The sequence below is a fragment of the Xylanimonas allomyrinae genome, assembly GCF_004135345.1.
In the GTDB taxonomy this organism is placed as follows: Bacteria; Actinomycetota; Actinomycetes; order Actinomycetales; family Cellulomonadaceae; genus Xylanimonas; species Xylanimonas allomyrinae.
In genome coordinates this window covers 3,364,051-3,382,803 of record NZ_CP035495.1, presented here as the reverse complement: position 1 = coordinate 3,382,803, position 18,753 = coordinate 3,364,051, and the positions used below count along the sequence as shown (strand labels likewise).

Below are 18,753 nucleotides of genomic sequence, written 5' to 3'. Positions count from 1 at the left end.
ATGCCCGCGCTCCACGGCCCCACCGGACGACGACGGACGCGGCTGAGCCCCGAGGAGCGACGGCAGCAGCTCCTTGCCCTCGGCGTCGCCTGGCTCGCGGACCGCCCCCTCGAAGCCATCTCCGTCGAGGATCTCGCGGCGGCTGCGGGCGTCTCCCCGGGACTCGTCTTCTACTACTTCGGCACACGCCAGGGACTGCACCAGCAGATCGTGCTCACCGCGCGCGACGCCATGCTGTACGCCACCGAGCCGGACGCCTCGCTCCCCGCCCAGGAACGCCTGCGCGACGTGCTCGAACGCTTCGTCGGGTTCGTCCAGGAGCACGGCGCGACGTTCTACTCGATCGTCCGCGGGGCCTCGTCGGGCGACCCGCAGGTGCGCGAGACGGTCCAGCAGGCCCGCGACGCGCTCGCGCGCCACGCCACCACCATGGTCACCGAGCTCGGCGTCGGCCCCACCCCCCTGATCGACGTCGCCGTCCGCGCCTGGATCTCACTCGCCGAACAGGCGCTCGTCGATGCCGCGATGGGCGGGCTCGTCCCCGCCGATGAGCTCGTCGCATTCCTCGAACGCAGCGCACTGGCGACCGTCCGGGCCGCGACGCCGCCGACGTGACCGGCCGGCACCACCCGAGGAGCGCATGCGCAGAGGTCCGACGCCGTGTGGCGTCGGACCTCTGCGCATGCACCCGGGGGCTCGCGGAGCCGAGGCCCCGGGTCAGCCCGTCAGGGCCGGCCGTGCGAAGCGGCCGCCCTCGTCAGTTGCCGCTGCCGGGGAACAGCCAGTCCCACGGCCCGCCGCTGTCGCCCTGGCCCGAACCGCCCTGGCCCGAACCGCCCTGATCCGAACCACCCTGCTCCGAACCGCCCTGATCCGAACCGCCCTGGCCCGAACCACCCTGATCACCGGGTTGACCCTGCTGGAGCGCCGTCTCGTCGCGCACCGCGAGCGTCACGGTGATCTGCTGCGCGCTGCCGTTGCGCACCACCGTCAGGACGACCTTGTCGCCCGCCTGCCGCTCACGGACGAACGCGGTGAGCGACTCGGCACTGGACACCGGCTGCTCGCCGATCGCGACGACGACGTCGCCCGCCTGGACGCCGGCCTCGGCCGCGGGCGAACCGCCCGTGACGTTCTGGACCTGCGCGCCGCGTCGTGTGACGCCGTCGGCGGTCGCGGTGCCGTCCTGCATCGACACGCCCAGGAACGCGTGCTGCGCCGAGCCGTTCTCGATGAGCTGCGCGGAGATGTTCTTCGCAAGGTTGATCGGGATGGCGAAGCCGAGACCGATCGAGCCGGACTGACCGGACATCCCGCTCGACAGGCTCGCGATCGACGACGTGATGCCGATGACGCGCCCGCTCGCATCGAACAGCGGACCGCCCGAGTTGCCCGGGTTGATGGCGGCGTCGATCTGGATCGCGTTGGTGACGACCGCCTGCTGCGTGTTCTCGCCGCTCGCGGAGACCGGGCGGTCGAGCGCCGAGACGATGCCTGTCGTCGCGGTGTTGGCCAGGCCCAGCGGGTTGCCCACCGCGAGCACGGGGTCGCCCACGCTCACGTCGTCGGAGTCGCCCAGCGCGACCGGCGTGAGGTCGCTCGGTGCGCTCTGGATCGCGACGACGGCGAGGTCCGTCGTCGCGTCGGTGCCCACGATCTTGGCCTGGAAGAGCCGGCCGTCGGACAGCGTGACCTGGACGGTGTTGTTCTGCGCGCCCGCGACGACGTGGTTGTTGGTCAGGACGTGGCCCTTGTCGTCGAGGATGAGGCCGGAGCCTTCGGCCCCGCCCTGCGAGCTCGTCACCTGGATGGCCACCACCGACTTGGACACGGCGGCCGTGACCGCCTGCCAGTCGGGGTTGCTGGGCGTCGAGTCCTTGACCGGAGCCGAGTCCACGCGGCCCGGGTTCCCGAGCGTCGCGATGGACGTCGGCGTGCCGGTGTCGTTCATGCCGTGGACGAGGGCGGCCGTGCCCGCGCTCGCCAGCACGGCGGCGATGGCCGCCGCGCTCACGACGGGTACCCAGCCGCGCGGTGTGCGCGTGCGCCGCTCGCGGTGCCCGAGGTCGGTCGGCTCGGGCGCGGAGCCCGGGGCGAGGTAGGGGTTCGAGAAGCTCGCGCCCGGCTCGTGCCCGGTCTGGTTCTGCCGCTGGGGCCCTGCTGCTGCGGGTAGGGCGCGCGCGGGGCCTGCACCGGGGCCTGCACCGGGGCCTGCAGCGGGGCCTGCACCGGGGCCTGGAGTGGGGCCTGGACGCCGAACGGACGATCGCCCTGCACCTGCGGGGCTGGCTCGGCGCGTACTGGCCGTACCTCGGCTGCGGACGGACCGGGGCGGGGATCTGCTGGGGGTACGGCGTGGTCGCGTGCTGCTGCGGGTGCAGCTCCTGCGTCGCCCGGTCCTGCGGGTGCGGTTCCTGCGCGGGGGCGGACACGGTCTGTACGGGCGGCTCGGCCAGCGCCAACGCCGCCGCCTGGACCTGCCCGAGCGGCTCGGCCGGGACGTAGGCCGGTGGCTGCGCCTGCGGGGTGCCCTCCGCCGTCGGGGCGTGCTCGGGCGCGGACCCCTCCGGGGCGGTGGGCTGCTGGTCTGGGTTCTCGATGCTCATGGTCCTGACCTCCTCGATCTCCTGACCCGAGGTAACACCATCAGGCTGGCGTGCCTCTGAGGCGTTCCTGAGAGTTCTCTGCATTGCGCGGCCGACTGGGCGGTCATGCGGGCCGCACGGCGGCAGCGCGCGCCTCGGCGACGATCTGCTCGTGCAACGCATGAGACTGCGCGCGTCGTCCCGCGCGCGAGACGCGCACCTCGACGACCTCGACCCCGGCCGCGGGCGAGGCGAGCGCGCCACGCAGCCCGGCCAGGTCGCCGACGGCGCGGTGCCCGACGCCGTAGCCCGCGCACAGCGCACCGAGGTCGGCACCGTGCGGCGTGCCGAAGACGCGCTCGAACACCGCGGCTCCGGCGTCGGACGCGGCCGCGAGCGCCCCGTGTTCGAGCGTCGCGAAGATCGAACCGCCGTCGTCGTTCACGACGACGATCTGCAGGTCGGCGTCCGGCTCGAGCGGGCCGCGCAGCAGCCCGCCGACGTCGTGCAGGAACGTGAGGTCCCCGAGCAGTGCGCGGGTGCGCCGCCCGGCGCGGGCGGCGGCGAGCGCGACGCCGTACGCCGTCGAGACGGTTCCGTCGATGCCGGCCAGCCCACGGTTGGCGACGACTGCCGCCGCCCCCGCCGCGGCGGGGGACGCGTCGAGGCCCAGCACGAGGTCGAGGTCGCGCACCGGGTTGGACGACCCGACCACGAGGACGTCGCCGGGGCGGGTCGCCGCGGCGACGGCGCGCGCGACCGCGGCCGCGGCGTGCGGCGCGGTCGCCAACGGCCCGGGCGCGCGGGTCGCGCCGTCGACGACGGCGGCCGCGGCGCTCGACGCGGCCCGCCACCGGGCGAGGAACTCGGACCGCGCCGGCCCGTGCGCGTCGGCGGCGGCGGGCACGTACCAGCGGGCGTCGAGCCCGTCGACGACGCGGGCGGCGTTGCGGGCCGCGTCGGGCCACGGCCCGCCACCGGGGGCGACGACGGTCACGGTGACGTCGGGGCGCCCGAGCAGCGTCTGCACGGGTCGTGACAGCGTGGGGTGCCCCAGCACGACGGCGTGCTCGACGTCGCGGGTCAGTTCCGCGACACCGAGCACCGACCGGTACGCCTGGACGGCGTTGGGGCCGCCGCACGCCCCGGACGACGGCTCGGCCAGCAGCGGCCAGCCCCGCGCCTCGGCGAGCAGGCGGGCCCCGGCCCCGGCGCCGTCCCCGGCGACGACGACGGTCCGCTCGGGGCGGCCCGGCAGCGCGGGTCCCACACCGGTGACCACGACGCCGGCCGGCTCGACGGTCCCCGCGCACCGGGCTCGCGTGGCCTCCGGCGACGGCCGGCCGCCCGCGGGCGCGCCCGGGTGCTCACGCGCGGCCGCCACGGCGACCGGCGCCGGGACGTGGGCGACGACGGCGGCCGGGTGGAGCGGGTCACGGAACGCCAGGTTCAGGTGGACCGGGCCCGGGTTGCGGTCTCGCAGGCCGGTCGCTGCCGCGAGGGCTCGGGCCGTCACGGCGAGCAGGTCGCGGTGCTCGCCGTCGCGGCCGTCGGGTGCGGGGACGTCGGCGGCGAACCGCACCGCCGACCCGAAGATCCCGACCTGGTCGGTCGTCTGGGACGCGCCCGTGCCGCGCAGCTCGTGCGGCCGGTCGGCGGTCACGAGCACCAGGGGCACGCCCGTGTGGTGCGCTTCGAGCACGGCGGGGTGCAGGTTGGCGACTGCCGTGCCGGACGTGGTCACGACGACGACGGGTCGCGGCACGGGCGGCTGATCGGGGTAGGCGGCCGTGCCGTCCGTCGCGGACGCCGTGCCGTCGCGTCCCGGGCCCAGCCCGCTCCCCTTCGCGAGCCCGAGCGCGAGGAAGCCCGCGGCCCGCTCGTCGACGCGCACGTGCAGGGTGATCTGCCCGGCCACGCCGGGGTCGGTCAGTGCGTACGCCAGCGGCGCCGACCGTGATCCGGGGGCCAGGACGACGTCGCGCACCCCGGCGCTCGCGAGCCCCGTGACGAGCGCGCGCGCCGCGGCCACGGCGGGCGGGTACGTGCCGTCGCTCATCGGCGGCCTTCCTCGGTCGCGGCCTGGCCGGTCGCGGCCGCCGCGGCGGGCGTCCTCGCCGCGCCCGCGCCGGGGGCGGTCGTCGGCGCGCTCGCCTGCGTCGCGCCCGCTCGGGCCACCGCTTCGAGCCGCGCGGCGCGAGCGAGCCACGCCTCCCGGACGCCGTCCGACGGCGTGGCCGCGGCGAGCGCCGCGGGGTCGGGCTCGAGCCGTGGGTCCCCAGCCGCGAGCACGGGCAGCAGCCCGTCGATCGGCAGCAGCGGGTCGGCGACGACGTCGTGCGCGAGGAGCTGTGAGGTGGCCAGGCCGCACGCGTAGGGGAGCTCGGGCAGCGCGGCCGCGAGTGCGACCCCGGCGGCGAGCCCGACGGACGACTCGAGTGCTGACGAGACGACGACGGGCAGCCCGATCCGTTCGGCGAGGTCGAGGCACGCACGGACCCCGCCGAGCGGTTGCACCTTGAGGACGACGACGTCGGCGGCGTCGAGCGCGACGACGCGCAGGGGGTCTGCTGCGCGGCGGATGGACTCGTCGGCGGCGATCGGCACGTCGATCCCGGCGCGCAGGAGCGCGCGCCGCAGTGCGGCCAGGTCCTCGACGGTGGCGCAGGGTTGCTCGGCGTACTCGAGCCCGCCCGCGGCGGTGTCGAGCGCACGCAGGTGGGTCACGGCCTCGTCGACGCTCCAGCCGCCGTTGGCGTCGACCCGGATGTGCCCGGCGCCGGGGCCGAACAGCTCGTCGAACGCGGCGCGCACGGCCGCGACGCGCTCGGCCTCGGCGGCGACGGGTTCAAGGTCGCCGGGCCGCCCCGCGCGCCCTGTTGCTCCGCGGGAGCCGGGTTCCCCGGCGCGTCCGGTCGCCCGTTGCGCCACCTTGACCTTTGCCGTCCGGCACCCACCGGACTCGAGCACGATGCGTCGTGCCTCGACCGGCCCCACTGCGGGCACGGTCACGTTGACGGGCACGGCCTTGCGCACGGGGTCGGGCCACCCGGCGCAGGCCGCCTCGCGCGTGGCGTGCCACCAGGTGGACGACTCGGCGTCGTCGTAGTCCCAGAACGGGCTCAGCTCGCCCCATCCGGCGTCGCCGCGCAGCAGCAGGCCGTCGCGCACGTCGAGCCCGCGGAAGCGTGTGCGCAGCGGTGTCGACCAGACGACGGGTGAGGGGACGCGGTCGAGGGGCATCCGCCCAGGGTAGTCAGGGCGTGGTTCGTGGTCCGTCAGTCGACGAACTCCGTGTGGTCCAGCAGGTGTTCCTGGGTCGCCGGCCATGCGGGTAGCGGCTCGGCCTCGAGTCGGCCGCGGACGGCGGCGTCGTAGGCGTACAGGTCGTGCGAGACGTCGCGGTCGATCGTGGTGAGATCGAGCACCTCGCGCGCGAGAAGGTTGCTCATGCACTCATGGTCGCCCCGCGGCGCCCGAGTGCGGCTGTCGCGGCGCACACCGCTCTTGTGAATGTCGTCACAAGCCGGGTCGTGGACGCGCGACCGTAGGCTGGCGCCCGTGACCAGCACCTCCCCAGCCCGCCCGGACGGCCTTCCCGCACGCGTCTCCGCAACGTTCGAGCCCGCGCGCTGGCGCACCGTCGCCGGGTTCGAGGGCCTCACCGACCTGACCTACCACCGGGGCGTCGAACGCGACGGCACGGGCGCCGTCGTCCGCGACCTCCCGGTGGTCCGCGTCGCCTTCGACCGGCCCGAGGTGCGCAACGCGTTCCGCCCGCACACCGTCGACGAGCTCTACCGCGTGCTCGACCACGCCCGCATGACCTCCGACGTCGGCACGGTGGTGCTGGCGGGCAACGGCCCGTCGCCCAAGGACGGCGGCTGGGCGTTCTGCTCGGGCGGCGACCAGCGCATCCGAGGCCGGTCCGGCTATCAGTACACGACGGCGCCCGACGGCGGAGGGTCCGCCGAGACCGTCGACGCCGTCGACCCCGCGCGCGCCGGCCGGCTGCACATCCTGGAGGTGCAGCGCCTCATGCGGACCATGCCGAAGATCGTCATCGCCGTCGTCGACGGGTGGGCGGCCGGCGGCGGGCACTCGCTGCACGTCGTCGCCGACCTGACCGTCGCGTGCCGCGAGCACGCGCGCTTCAAGCAGACGGACGCGGACGTCGGGTCCTTCGACGGCGGCTACGGCAGCGCCTACCTCGCCCGGCAGGTGGGCCAGAAGCGTGCCCGCGAGATCTTCTTCCTGGCGCGCGAGTACTCGGCCGACGACGCGGAACGCTGGGGCGCCGTCAACGAGGTCGCCGCGCACGACGACGTCGAGAACCTGGCCGTCGAGTACGCGCGGACCATCGCCACCAAGTCCCCGCAGGCGATCCGGATGCTCAAGTTCGCCTTCAACCTGGCCGACGACGGCCTGGCGGGCCAGCAGGTCTTCGCCGGGGAGGCGACCCGCCTGGCCTACATGACCGACGAGGCCGTCGAGGGCCGCGACGCCTTCCTGGAGAAGCGCGACCCCGACTGGTCCGCCTTCCCCCACTACTTCTGACCCGCCGCCCCAGCCGGCACCGGTACGGGTTCGTTCACCAGCCGACGCGGCGCGATGGCGCCCGCGTGGCGTCGCCGGCCCGCACTCCTGCGGCTGCGAGGCAGTCGCGGGGCGGGCAGCGCGTAGACCGCCAGCAGCGCCACGATCAGCGCGACGATCGCCACCAGGCCCCTGACGGACTGCATCGCCTGGACGAACACCCCGGCAAACGGGATGACCGCCACCAGGCGCGAGGCGTGTGTCACCTGGTACTTGCTCACGTCCGGCGTCTGGTTCGCGTCGCCCTGCAACGTCAGCGCCACGCCCAGGTCGGCCGGTTCGATCGCCGCGATCCGGTGCGTCACGAGCCCGGGCGCGTCGGGGCGCGCCACCGTCACCACGTGGCCCACCTGCAGCTCCGACGCCGGCGTGTCCACGCTCAGGATCAGCGATCCCGTCGGGATCGACGGTGCCATCGACCCGGACGTCACCACCAGCGGCCGCACCCCCAGCACGATCGCCAGGAGGAACCCGACGATGCACAGCGCTCCCAGCACCGCGGCGGCCCACAGCAGCACCGAGCGCACCACCTCGAACACGGCCCTCGCAGCGGAGGACGCTTCCATCTTGCTCATCGGGACTCTCCTGAGATCTTTATCGTGATCGTGGTTGTGGCGTGCTGGAGCGCGCGCAACGCGTCGTGGTCCGGCAGGTGCACGCGGACGACGACCTCGCCGCGCGACTCCGCGGGTCCGCGCCAGCGCGCGCCGTCGGTCAGCGGCTGGGGGCCGCGAGGGGCGAGGACGGCCGACGCGGTACCGCTCGCCTGCTCGGCGGGCACGCCGACGAGCGACCCTGACCCGTCCGCGGAGGGTTCGCCCACGACGGGCTCCACCACGCCGTCGACGACGAGGTCAGCCGCGAAAAGCAGGTACTCGGCGACGTCTCCCTCCCCGCTCACGGCGACGCTCACCGCGGCTCCCAGGGTGGGACTGTTGTTGAAGATCGGGACCTTCAGCACCGCTGTGCTGCCCGGTACGAAGGACGCATCGACGTCGTGGAACTCCACCTCGACCACACCGTTGCGCGGCAGCGTGACGATGTCGCGCGGCCGGATCGCACCGATCTGGAACGTCCCGGAGAACGTGACGGCGAAGACCCCCCGGTCGGTGAACGCGGCGGCAGACTCCCCGGTGTGGGCGATGACGGGACCGACCGCACCCGCCGCAAAGGCGACCGCGGCCGCGGTCGCCATGCCACGGCGTGACAACCGACCGCACGGGGGCACGATCCGCCGGCGCTCTTGCGGCATCCGGTGGCGGGCGGAGCGGCCCGCGCGGCTCATGGGTACCTCGGCGTGAGCTCGAGATCGCCGCCGGGGACGGACTCGGCTGTCACGGCGACGCCCAGGCTGAGGTCCTTGCCATATGCGGCCGCCGGCGACATGGGCGTCAGCCAGGCCCTGACGGTGACGTTGCATTCCGTCCCCGGGTCGAGCGTGAACCCTGCGAGGCCACCCGACTTCAGGATGTCGGCGGCTGACCGCGGCGGGCCTTCTTCCACCGGTTTGCCGTTCACCGCGACCGAGAAGACCAGCGTCTCGAACACGCCATCTGCCATCGCCAGGTCCGTGAGCGCGAGTCCAAGCTTCACCTTGGCCGAGGATTCCGGGGCCACGACGTGCACCGTGGCCGACGCGGTCGGACGTGTCGGTGTCACCGCAGGGATGTGCGACAGCGTCGACACCACGCCGACCGTAGCTGCCACACCGGGCTTCTTGGAATCGTCGTGCTGGTCAGCGGCCTCCGGCCCCTGCGCGATGTCCACGCCCCCCGAGAGCGAGGCCGTCGCGCGCACCTCCTGCACGAAGGAAGCGCTCGTGCTCGCGATCGCCCCGACGGCGCAGGCCCCCGCCACGAGCGCGGCGAGCGCGAACGCGGGACGCGCCGCCCGGACGGTCCGGCTGGTCATCTCGACGTGACTCCTTCTGAACGTGAATGGTCATGGCCCGGGCGGTCGGCGCCGCTCCGCGACGCCGACCGCCCGGCACGGGTCAGGTATTGCCGTTCTGACCCGCACCCATAGCGCCACCGGGGTCACCGGGGTCACTGGGGTCACTGGGGTCACTGGGGTCACTGGGGTCACCGGGGTCACCGGGGTCACCGGTGCCACCGGTGCCACCGGTGCCACCGGGGCGGTTGGGATCCAGGTCAGTCGAGCTGCCGTTGATCTCGAGGAAGAGGTCTGCCCCACCGCCACTCACTCCGTTGCCCGCTGAACTCGACAACGTCACCATCAGCACGACGACCGTCTTCTCATTAAACTTGAGGGGATCCAGTTGCACGGAATCGTCGAGATCAAGTTCCTCAAAAGCGAGTTCCCCCAGGTTACTGGTATTCGTACCACACGCAACCGTGAAGACCAGATTCTCCAGGAACAACCTGTCGGTCGCAGTGAGGTTTTTCCCGCCGCGCGTGTTCGGCGTCGAGATGGAAACATTCAGCGTCGAATCGTAATCCGAGTTGTTCCAGGTGGGCACCCTGACGTAGACCGATTTTCCGGGGGTCAGACTATCCACCCCGTCGATTTTCAGGCTACCGTCCCCATGGGGGTCAGGGTCATACCACGAGTCGGTAGGCACCGTGCTGGCATCCATCTCGCCTCCATTGGAGAACTTGAGATCGTACCTGTAGCTGCCGATGCCCGATTCTCCAAGCTTGAAGCGGCCGAAGTCCGTGAACGCAGCGCACGTCGCGATCGCTCCTGCGCCGAGCAGCATGCCCAGCGCCACGACGACCCGTCTGCTGCCCGATCTCCTGGTGTTTCTTGTCATCACACTTCCTTCCAAGTGAATTTCGACGGTCCTTATACATCTCTCCGGCGACATGCCCGAAGAAGCTCAGTCCTTGTCGCGGACCTTGATCGTCCCCGTGGCGTCGGCGGTGACAGGCTCGCCGAACGGGAGGGCACCGGTGGCCTTTGTCTGGTCGTAGATCTTGTATCCCAGGGACCTACCGGAGACGCACTTCACGTAGTCATCCCCGACGATCGTCCCGCCACCCCACGCGTACATGGAGCCGTCGCTCGCGATGGCCCAGGCGGCGCATTGCGTGGCGGCGAGGCTCGTGACGGGGACGGATTCAGGGAGGCCATAGACGCGAGTAGGTAGCGCGACCACCTCATCAGATTCGATGGTTCCGCATGACTTTTCCGCGTTCTTCGCATGGACACCGATCGCCTGGCAGTAGTCGTTGCGACCCCACCCGTAGACGGTTCCGTCATCCTTCAACGCCACGACCGAACCGATTCCGTCGACCACCGAGACGACGTTCGCGAGTGCCACACCCGGGCTATAGCGCTCGGAGTCGGCATGTTCGCCAACTGGCTCTCGGCCGAGCATCGGCCCGCCGTATGTGTAATCGGCGGAGACCTGCCACGTGTACAGGTCGCCGTTCTGCAGCAGCATCCGTGGCGCCCTCGCGCCGTAGCCGATCTGGCGAACCGGGCAACCCGGATTGTCGTCCACGAGCGCCTTCGCGATCGGTCCTCCGCAGATGGTCCTGGTCTTCATCTCGTCGGCGATGGCTGCCACCCGCTGCTTCCGATCGCTGAAGGTCGCCGCGTCCGGATCGAGTTCGTATGAACTACCGGACGCGTCCTTGTACGTGTCCTGATACGCCATGAACAGGGCCTCGTTTGCCCCCGGGTTCAGGTATGGGCAGAGCTGGCTGTTCCTGCTGCCCGTCATCCCGTCAGAGTTGTCAAAGCCCCAGGTGTAGATGAGTCCCGCCGTCGAGACCGCGGCTCCGGCGTTGTAGCCGCCCCAGATGGAGTGCCAGGTCACAGCTTCGATGTCGTTCGACCCGCATTTATCGATCTCCTTTCCTGGCTTGGCCGCCAGGTTCGCAGGCACCGGGTAGCTGGCATCGTCCCGAGACAAGGTGGGAAGGTTCTCGGAACCGTATCCCCAGACCCACATCGTGCCTTTCTCGTCCAGGGCGTAGAACTGGTTCTCGCCGAGTTCAAGGTCGATAAAGTGCGGCGCTTTGCCTCCGGGACCCGCCACCACTTTGCCGGGGGTGTAAGACTCGGGTGCCCCGATGGTTCCTCTTCCTAGAAGGTTCGGGCCGTTCCACACCGCTCCCCATGTCCAGACCACGCCACTCGAGTCGAGCGCCGCCCAAGCCGTCCGAGAATCAGAGTCGTAGTCGTTGGACGCGCCCGCGGCTTCGATAATCCGCAGGCCTTTCGGAAACGTGACCTTGGTCGGGACGGACGTGGACTTGGGATTTCCCCCAGCCCCGTCGCCACTCTTTTGATCCCCCGCCACGTACAGCGCACCGAACTGGTCAAGGAACAGCGCCGATCCCGCGGACCGGTCGTCCACGACGGGGACCAGACCGGGCGCCGCCACGGTCGGAAGTTCCGCCTGCGCATAGGTGACGTCCCTGAATCCGGCTGCGCTGGGCTCGGCCACGAGCGCCGCCACCACAAGTGCGGCCAAGGCCACGGTGACGGTGTGGACGCGGCGGAGGCGCCACATTCTTTTCACCACCGGAGCACGGCTCTCGCTACCCACGATTCCCCCTGAACGAAAATGCCGCGGCGCTGCCTGCCGCGGTCGGATTCGTGGAAGAAATTACGTGGGCAGACCACATGCCCCGCGCACATGGCGCGCGAAGACCGTCACATGGCACAAAGAATCGTTATCGCAAAATGGCGAACAGATATCGAAATCGATAGCACATGCCGAGGCGTGCCCGCAGCCCCGATCAGTGCCCGCCAGCGGCGTCAGGAGATGTCCCAGCCCCGGAAGCGTTCGTCGGGACCAGCTCGACCCAGGTCGCCCCCGGGTCGAGGACGACCTGAGCACCGTCTGCCCCGCTGAGCACGAGCGGTTCGGCCGTCGACGCCTTGCTCCACGACACCTCGACGGACTTGCCGCCACCAGCCACCACGCCCGTGCCCGTGCCCACGAGCTGCGTCTCGGGAACGGGATTCCCGGCCGGGTCGCGCGCATCGGTGTTGACCATCTGGACCGACAGCAGCACGACGTTGCGTGCTGCGTGCCGCGCACCCGTCGTCGACACCGACGGCGTCGCCCCGTCGCTGCGCAGGAACGTCCCGCTCGCCGCGTCCCAGTCCCACACGGTGCGCTGCTGGCCCGACATCCGCACGTCGAGCCGCGTCGCCGGAGTTCCCGTGGACGCCGCGGTGCCTTGACCGACCTCGGGCGCGAACGGGAACTGCGCAGGCGGGGGCACGGCACGGTCGTCACGCGCCTGGTCCAGGAACGTCTGCGGCGACCCGACGACGTTGTGCGGGGCGCGGCGCGTGCGTTCACGGCGGAACCCGGCGTTGCCGGCGTCCATGATGATCGACTGCACGCCTGAGGCGTTGATCGCGGCGATGTACTGCTGCTGCGCGCCCGAGTAGGCGAGGATGCCGCCGAGAGGGGCAACGATCGCCGGGTCCATCGGCCGGGCCGACCGCACCGGCATAACGGCGTCAGGGATCTGGGAGTGGAACACGGCGACGTAGCGCGTGATGCCGCCCTCGACAACTTCCTCCCACACCATGTCGGCGTACTCGAGCCCCGTCTGCGGGCGAGCCTGGGGTGAGTTCTCGATCTTGATCGCGAGGGCGGGGCGCTGGGCGACCTCGTCCGTGGGCACGCCCGTCAGCGGCCACACGATCGGGACGGGAGCGGGATCGGGCGGCGCGTCCTTGGACACCGAGACGTCGGGCGGGACGGTCTTCGTCACGCTTGCCGGCTGGTCGGCGCCGCACGCTGCAAGCACGAGCGATGCCGCCAGCACGCCGACGGCCGTACACAGAGTTCGCCTCACTACGCCTCCTCGACTCGCGTCCACCCTATGTCCCGCCTCGCGCCGGGACGCGCGCGCCACTCGGGCACCTACTCTGTCGACGTGCATCACACACGCCTTCCCGACGCCGTCGGCGGTCTCGACCTCGCGGTCCGGGACGCGCTCGACGGCGGCCCCGCCGTCGCCCCGCTGCCGCGCCTGCACGCGACCGCGCCGCCGGAGGGGGCGGCGCTGGTCGTCCAGACGTCCGGGTCCACGGGCACCCCGCGCGAGGTCGCGCTGACCGCGGCGGCGTTGCACGCATCCGCGGCGGCGACGCACGAGCGGCTCGGCGGCCCGGGCCGCTGGGTGCTCACGCTCCCGGCGACCCACATCGCCGGGCTCCAGGTCGTCGTGCGCTCGGTGCTCGCGGGGCGGGAGGGCGTGCCCGACCCCCTGGTCGCGGCCGAGCCGGGTGCCCGCTTCACCCCGGACGCGCTCGCCGCACTCCTCTGCTCCGCGCTCGCGGACGGTGCCCCGGTGCATGTCTCGCTCGTCCCGACGCAGCTCCACCGCGTCCTCACGGCCGCCGACGACGGCGCCGCCGCGGGTCTCGACGCGCTGGCCCGCTGCGCGGCGGTGCTGCTGGGGGGCGCGGCGACCCCGCCCTCGCTGCTCGCGCGCGCCAGGGCCGCGGGCGTACCGGTCGTGCGCACGTACGGCATGTCGGAGACGGCAGGCGGATGCGTGTACGACGGCGTCCCGCTGACCGGCGTCCGCCTGCGCCTCGCCCCTCCGGCGCAGGGACTCCCGGACCCGCACCGCCACCCCGGCATGGGCGAGCCGGTCGCCACCGCGAGCCAGGGCACGCCCGCGGTCGGCGTCGTCGAGATCGCCGGGCCGGTGCTCGCGCTCGGATACCTCGGCGACGACGCGGCCACCGCGGCCGCCTTCCGCACCGACGACGCCGGACCGGACGCCGGCACCCGCTGGTTCCGCACCAGCGACCTCGGCAGCCTGGCCCCGACGGGCCGGTCGAGCGCACGCCCAGGCCGCACGGCACGTCCGCCGCGGCGTCTCCCGCCGTCCTGTCCGTGCTCGGACGCGCCGACGACGTCGTGGTGACCGGCGGCGTCAACGTCGCCCCCGCGGCCGTCGAGGCCGCGCTCGCCGACCTCGCCCCGACGACGCTCGGGCTGGCCGGCGCCGAGTCGTGCGTGGTCGGCGTGCCCGACGACGAGTGGGGCCAGGTCGTCGTCGCCGTCGTCGCCGTCCCTGGACACGGGGAGCGCCTCACCCCCGTGGCCCCGGAGGCCCTCACGCGGGTGCGCGCCGCCGTCGCGGCTAGGCTGGGGGCGCCGTCGGCCCCGCGACGGGTCTACCTCACCGGGACGCTGCCGCTGCGCGGTCCCGGCAAGGTGGACCGCCGGGCGGTCGCCTCCGCGGCCGCCGGCGCCGAGCGCTGACACGCCACCCGACCTGCCCGGGGCGTCCAGCGCCCCACCGTCGCACGAGGAGTACCACCGCACATGGCCACGCCCGCCGAGTGGCTCGCCGGAGCCCGTCCCCGCACCCTTCCCGCCGCCACGGCTCCCGTGCTCATCGGCTCGGCCGCGGCCGCCCACGCCGGGGCCTTCGCGCTCGGCCGCGCAGGTCTCGCACTGGGCGTCGCGCTCGCCCTCCAGGTGGGTGTCAACTACGCCAACGACTACTCGGACGGCGTGCGCGGCACCGACGTGGACCGGGTGGGACCGCTGCGGCTGACGGCGTCGGGCCTCGCCCGGCCCGGCCGGGTCAAGGCTGCTGCGTTCGCGGCGTTCGGCGTGGCGGCCGTCCTCGGCGTGGTGCTCACCTGGCTCGCGGGCCACTGGTGGCTGCTGGCCGTGGGCGCGGCCTGCGTGCTGGCCGCCTGGTTCTACACGGGTGGCCGCCGCCCCTACGGCTATGCGGGGCTGGGCGAGATCGGCGTGTTCGTGTTCTTCGGGCTCGTGGCCACGCTGGGCACGACGTTCACGCAGGCCGGACGCCTGACGGGGCCGTCGGTGCTCGGTGCCGTCGGCGTCGGGCTCGTCGCGTGCGCGCTGCTCATGGTCAACAACCTGCGTGACATCCCCACCGACCTGCTCGCCGGCAAGCGCACGCTCGCCGTCCGCCTGGGCGACGCCCGCGCGCGCCGCGCCTACGTGGCCGGCATCTGGCTGCCGATCCTGCTGGGTGCCCTGTGCGCGATCTGGACGCCGTGGGCGCTGCTGGTGGTACTGCTCGCCGGGCCGGCGCTGCTGCTGTCGCTCCCGGTGCTCGCCGGGGCTCGAGGCAAGCTCCTGGTGCCCGTGCTCGCCGGGACCGGCATGTACGAGCTCGCGTTCGGTGTGCTCCTGGCGCTGGGCCTGGTGCTGGGCCGTCCGCTGTGACGTCCCGCTGACCGAACGGTCGCCCGGAGCCAGGACGGCCGGGACGTCATCCGGTCGCTCGACGAGCGGGGACGCTCACCGTTCGTGCGCGTCGTCTGCGGCATCCTCCATCGACTCGTCCTCCGCGACGCGCCGAGCGAACCGGCCCTGCCGGTGACGCTCCGTGCGGGCCTGCGCCCGCGCCGCGATCCAGGCCGCGGCGGCGTCCCGCGCCGGCCGCAGGAACAGGTAGGCCACGGCCGCGGCGACGACGACGCCGACGACACCCGCGACGACGGGCTGCGCCCCCAGCAGGAGCAGCAGCGCGAACACGGCCGCGAACACGACCACGCGGTAGAGCGAGTACAGAAGGAACGGCACGATCCCAGCCTAGGCGCCCGGACTGCGGCGCCTGACCCGTGGGCCCGGCGCCGCACGGTTCGGGCCCCGCACCGCCCGCGCCGCAATAGGCTGGAGCCATGCTTCGCGCCCTGCTCACGCTGGCCGTCCTCGGCCTGGTCGTCTACGCGCTCACGGACCTCGCCGGCACACGCAAGGACCAGACGGGTGGCCTGCCGAAGTGGCTGTGGGTCGTCGTCATCGTGCTGATGCCCGTGGTCGGGTCGCTCGTGTGGATCGTGTTCAGGCGCCTGGGCGGGAGGTCGTCGCAGGGCCCCGCCGGCCCGTCCGGCCCGCTCGCGCCCGACGACGACCCGGAGTTCTTGTGGCGGCTCGACCAGGAGCGCAAACGCCGCGAGCGGCAGGAGCCCGACCTGCCCAACTGAGCGCGGGCCGCCGCTCGCGGGTCAGCTCTTCAGCCCCGAGTAGCTGTGCAGGCCGTTGAACACCAGGTTCACGCCCGTGAAGTTGAACAGCACGCACGCGTAGCCGACCACCACGAACCAGGCCGCGCGCGATCCCGACCAGCCGCGCGTGGTCCGCGCGTGCAGGTAGGCGGCATACACGACCCAGATGACGAACGACCAGACCTCCTTGGGGTCCCAGCCCCAGTAGCGGCCCCAGGCGTGCTCGGCCCAGATGGCGCCGCCGATGATCGTGAACGTCCACAGCACGAACCCGACGGCGTTGAGCCGGAAGCTCAGCGCCTCCAGCGACACCGGCGCGGGCACGCGGTCGAGCCAGCGCCACCCGGCGGCCCACCCGGCACCGCCGTCGCGTGCGGTGCGCAGCAACTGGAGCACCGAGGCGACGAACGCGACCGTGAAGACGCCGGACGCCGTGATGGCGACGCCCACGTGGATGACCAGCCAGTACGAGCGCAGCGCGGGCATCACGCCCGTCGCCGCGACGTAGAACACGTTGAGCCCCAGCACCAGGAACAGCGTCGCGAGCCCCGTGACGAACGCCCCGAGGAACCGCACGTCACGGCGCGTCGAGACGGCGAGGAACACGGCGAGGGCGACGAACGACCCCGTGAGCGTGAACTCGTACATGTTGGCCCACGGCGTGCGGCCTGCGGCGACGCCGCGCAGCACGATCCCGGCCAGCAGCAGCGCGGCGCCCAGCCACGTCGTCGACATGGCGATGCCGGCGGCGCGGCGCGCGGCGACGACGGCCTCGGCGGCTCCCGCGGTGGCCGGAGCGCCGGCGCCACGCGGGGCGGCCGCGCCGACCGCGGCCAGCTCGCGTGCGGTCGCCCGTGCGTCCGCGCGCGCCTCGGTGCGTCGTGCGAGGTCGACGGCGAACGCGACCATCGCGATGGCGAGCGCCGTCGCGGCGGCCCAGACGAGCAGTGTGCTGAGCTCGGCGGTGGTCATCGGGGGTCCTCCCGGTCCTTCGTGGCGTCCTCCACGGCGTGGTGGACGGGGTCGTGCGTCGCATGGTCCGAGGTGTCCGGCGGCGTGGCGTCCGACGGCGGCTCCTCGACGAGCCCCGGCACCGCTGCCAAGGCACGGTCGACCTCGGCCTGGAGGCCGGCGTCGTCCCCGCGGGCGAGGCCCGCGAGCTCGACACGAGTATGCCCCCGCCGGGCTCCGCCCAGGCACGGACCCAGACGCGGCGCCTCGGGGTGAACAGTGAGACGGCGAGGCCGGCGAGCGCGAGCAGCGCGAACGCCAGCACCCAGCCGAGCGACGGGTCGTAGCGCAGGTCGAGCGCCACGTAGCGCGGGATCTCGGCGCCGAGGCTGATCGTGCCGAGCCCGTTGGGCAGGTCGACCGTCTCGCCCGGCCGCACGAGCACCTGGGCGCGGTTGCCGTCCTCTCCGGTGGCCGCGGTGAGGTTGGCGGTGTCGAGGCGGTAGACGTTCTGCGGCACGCCGCCGTCGAGGCCGAGGTCGCCCGTGAACACGTCGAGCACGAGCAGCGGAGCGTTGGGCTGCGGGAACACCGAGCGGGCGCGGCCGTCGTCGTCGATCACGGCGGTGGGCAGGAAGTACCCGGCGAGGCCGATCTGGTCGAGGCCCTTGCCGACGTCGGGCACCTTGACGACGCCGCGCGAGGTGTAGAACGTGTCCTGCGGGATGAACGGGACGCGCCCCGCGTAGGCGACCTCGCCGTTCGCGTCCCGCACCGTGATCTCGGGGGCGAAGCCGTTGCCCTGGAGGTAGATCTTGGCCCCGTCGACGGTCAGCGGGTGGTTGACCTTGATGGTCCGCCGCTCCTGCGCGCCGCCTGCCCCCGTCACGGTCACATGGGCCGTGAAGTCGCGGGCCTGGGCGAACGCGACGGTGTCGGACGCGAACTGCGAGTCGAACGAGTCGAGCGTCATCGAGAACGGGCTCAGCTCGGACGGGCGGAACCAGGCGCCCCGGTCGAACGTGTCGTAGTCGACGACGGCGTTGGCGAACCCGCGCCCCTCGGTCACGATGGCCTGCCCGCGGTAGTGGAGGAGCTGGCCCGTCGCGACCGAGACGAGCAGCCCCAGCAGCGCGACGTGGAACACCAGGTTGCCGGTCTCGCGCAGGTAGCCGCGCTCGGCGGCCACGGTGCGCGTCGCGGGGCGCTCGCCGCGCGGATCCTCGGCGCCGACGTCGACACGGAAGGTCCGCGCGTGCCTCAGCCGCGCGCCCACTGCCGCGACGACGTCGTCGGGGGACGCCGTCGAGACCCCGGCCCCCTGGGCCGGGAACCGTGCGAAGCGTGCGGGCGTGCGCGGCGGGCGCCCGCGCAGGTTGCGGGCATGCTGGAACGCGCGCGGCAGGATGCACCCGACGAGCGAGACGAACAGCAGCAGGTAGATCGCGCTGAACCACGGCGAGGTGTAGACGTCGAAGAACCCGAGCCGGTCGAGCCACCGGCCGCTCGCCGGGTGGTCGCCCAGGTACTGCAGCACCTTGTCGGGGCTGGGGCCGCGTTGCGGCAGGATCGACCCGGGCACGGCCGCCACCGCCAGCAGCATGAGCAGCAGCAGGGCCACGCGCATCGACGTGAGCTGGCGCCACGTCCAGCGCAGCATGCCGACCACCCCGATGGA

Annotated in this window: 19 protein-coding genes and 1 pseudogene; 7 read left to right on the top strand and 13 right to left on the bottom strand. The window is 73.0% G+C overall.

Annotated features, from left to right (window positions below; translation table 11 throughout):
* Window positions 1-615, top strand: coding sequence for a TetR/AcrR family transcriptional regulator (locus tag ET495_RS15230; RefSeq protein WP_129205486.1), 615 nt, complete (start codon window positions 1-3; stop codon window positions 613-615).
* 142 nt (window positions 616-757) lie between these two features.
* Here the strand turns inward: ET495_RS15230 and ET495_RS15225 are convergent, their stop codons facing one another.
* The 4 genes from ET495_RS15225 to ET495_RS17820 all read right to left on the bottom strand — a co-directional run bounded on the left by ET495_RS15225 (window position 758) and on the right by ET495_RS17820 (window position 6,037).
* A complete protein-coding gene (locus tag ET495_RS15225) occupies window positions 758-2,014 on the bottom strand; it encodes a S1C family serine protease (RefSeq protein ID WP_245993130.1) in 1,257 nt (418 codons plus the stop codon).
* Between the two features lie 695 nt (window positions 2,015-2,709).
* On the bottom strand, window positions 2,710-4,644 hold the full coding sequence (gene menD / locus ET495_RS15220; RefSeq protein WP_129205485.1) for a 2-succinyl-5-enolpyruvyl-6-hydroxy-3-cyclohexene-1-carboxylic-acid synthase: 1,935 nt from the start codon (window positions 4,642-4,644) through the stop codon (window positions 2,710-2,712).
* Window positions 4,641-5,828 carry an o-succinylbenzoate synthase gene (locus tag ET495_RS15215; protein ID WP_129205484.1) on the bottom strand — a complete coding sequence of 396 codons (1,188 nt, stop codon included), beginning with the start codon at window positions 5,826-5,828 and terminating at the stop codon, window positions 4,641-4,643. The genes menD and ET495_RS15215 overlap by 4 nt, the downstream gene beginning before the upstream one ends.
* Window positions 5,829-5,863: 35 nt before the next feature.
* On the bottom strand, window positions 5,864-6,037 hold the full coding sequence (locus ET495_RS17820) for a hypothetical protein (protein ID WP_162616509.1): 174 nt from the start codon (window positions 6,035-6,037) through the stop codon (window positions 5,864-5,866).
* A 109-nt stretch (window positions 6,038-6,146) separates the two neighbouring features.
* Here ET495_RS17820 and ET495_RS15210 point away from each other — a divergent pair, with 109 nt between their 5' ends.
* Complete coding sequence (locus tag ET495_RS15210) at window positions 6,147-7,142, top strand: 1,4-dihydroxy-2-naphthoyl-CoA synthase (protein WP_129205483.1); 996 nt, start codon at window positions 6,147-6,149, stop codon at window positions 7,140-7,142.
* Here the strand turns inward: ET495_RS15210 and ET495_RS15205 are convergent.
* The 3 genes from ET495_RS15205 to ET495_RS15190 form a co-directional block, all read right to left on the bottom strand.
* The gene (locus ET495_RS15205; RefSeq protein ID WP_129205482.1) at window positions 7,133-7,756 is read right to left on the bottom strand and encodes a signal peptidase I; all 624 of its coding nucleotides are present in this window, start codon (window positions 7,754-7,756) and stop codon (window positions 7,133-7,135) included. The two genes, ET495_RS15210 and ET495_RS15205, sit on opposite strands and share 10 nt — an antisense overlap.
* Window positions 7,753-8,376, bottom strand: a complete 624-nt coding sequence (locus ET495_RS17815; protein ID WP_162616508.1) for a hypothetical protein — start codon at window positions 8,374-8,376, stop codon at window positions 7,753-7,755. Before ET495_RS17815 ends, ET495_RS15205 begins: the two co-directional genes overlap by 4 nt.
* Window positions 8,377-8,462: 86 nt before the next feature.
* A complete protein-coding gene (locus ET495_RS15190; protein ID WP_129205479.1) occupies window positions 8,463-8,948 on the bottom strand; it encodes a hypothetical protein in 486 nt (161 codons plus the stop codon).
* Here ET495_RS15190 and ET495_RS17810 point away from each other — a divergent pair.
* Window positions 8,941-9,102, top strand: coding sequence for a hypothetical protein (locus ET495_RS17810; RefSeq protein WP_162616507.1), 162 nt, complete (start codon window positions 8,941-8,943; stop codon window positions 9,100-9,102). The genes ET495_RS15190 and ET495_RS17810 overlap by 8 nt on opposite strands.
* A 72-nt stretch (window positions 9,103-9,174) precedes the next feature.
* Here the strand turns inward: ET495_RS17810 and ET495_RS18970 are convergent, their stop codons facing one another.
* From ET495_RS18970 to ET495_RS15175, 3 genes are all read right to left on the bottom strand, one after another.
* A complete protein-coding gene (locus tag ET495_RS18970) occupies window positions 9,175-9,954 on the bottom strand; it encodes a hypothetical protein (RefSeq protein ID WP_245993128.1) in 780 nt (259 codons plus the stop codon).
* 66 nt (window positions 9,955-10,020) lie between these two features.
* Complete coding sequence (locus tag ET495_RS15180; protein ID WP_129205477.1) at window positions 10,021-11,631, bottom strand: RCC1 domain-containing protein; 1,611 nt, start codon at window positions 11,629-11,631, stop codon at window positions 10,021-10,023.
* A 262-nt stretch (window positions 11,632-11,893) separates the two neighbouring features.
* Window positions 11,894-12,886, bottom strand: coding sequence for a DUF3048 domain-containing protein (locus ET495_RS15175; RefSeq protein WP_245993126.1), 993 nt, complete (start codon window positions 12,884-12,886; stop codon window positions 11,894-11,896).
* A gap of 165 nt (window positions 12,887-13,051) precedes the next feature.
* Between ET495_RS15175 and ET495_RS15170 the strand changes: the two genes are divergently transcribed.
* From ET495_RS15170 to ET495_RS15165, 3 genes are all read left to right on the top strand, one after another.
* The gene (locus ET495_RS15170) at window positions 13,052-14,053 is read left to right on the top strand and encodes an AMP-binding protein (RefSeq protein WP_245993125.1); all 1,002 of its coding nucleotides are present in this window, start codon (window positions 13,052-13,054) and stop codon (window positions 14,051-14,053) included.
* A complete protein-coding gene (locus tag ET495_RS18965; protein WP_245993123.1) occupies window positions 14,023-14,394 on the top strand; it encodes an AMP-binding enzyme in 372 nt (123 codons plus the stop codon). The genes ET495_RS15170 and ET495_RS18965 overlap by 31 nt, the downstream gene beginning before the upstream one ends.
* A gap of 63 nt (window positions 14,395-14,457) precedes the next feature.
* The gene (locus ET495_RS15165; protein WP_129205475.1) at window positions 14,458-15,339 is read left to right on the top strand and encodes a 1,4-dihydroxy-2-naphthoate polyprenyltransferase; all 882 of its coding nucleotides are present in this window, start codon (window positions 14,458-14,460) and stop codon (window positions 15,337-15,339) included.
* A gap of 75 nt (window positions 15,340-15,414) precedes the next feature.
* Here ET495_RS15165 and ET495_RS15160 read toward each other — a convergent pair whose 3' ends face one another.
* Window positions 15,415-15,699, bottom strand: a complete 285-nt coding sequence (locus tag ET495_RS15160) for a DUF4229 domain-containing protein (RefSeq protein WP_162616506.1) — start codon at window positions 15,697-15,699, stop codon at window positions 15,415-15,417.
* Window positions 15,700-15,797: 98 nt separating this feature from the next.
* On the opposite strand from ET495_RS15160, the gene ET495_RS15155 reads away from it, so the two are divergent.
* A complete protein-coding gene (locus ET495_RS15155; protein ID WP_129205473.1) occupies window positions 15,798-16,103 on the top strand; it encodes a PLDc N-terminal domain-containing protein in 306 nt (101 codons plus the stop codon).
* 21 nt (window positions 16,104-16,124) lie between these two features.
* On the opposite strand, the gene ccsB is transcribed toward ET495_RS15155, so the two are convergent.
* Window positions 16,125-17,096, bottom strand: a complete 972-nt coding sequence (ccsB, locus tag ET495_RS15150) for a c-type cytochrome biogenesis protein CcsB (RefSeq protein WP_129205472.1) — start codon at window positions 17,094-17,096, stop codon at window positions 16,125-16,127.
* Between the two features lie 274 nt (window positions 17,097-17,370).
* Window positions 17,371-18,678, bottom strand: a pseudogene (gene resB / locus ET495_RS15145) (cytochrome c biogenesis protein ResB); the annotation flags it as partial.
* Window positions 18,679-18,753: the final 75 nt, after the last annotated feature.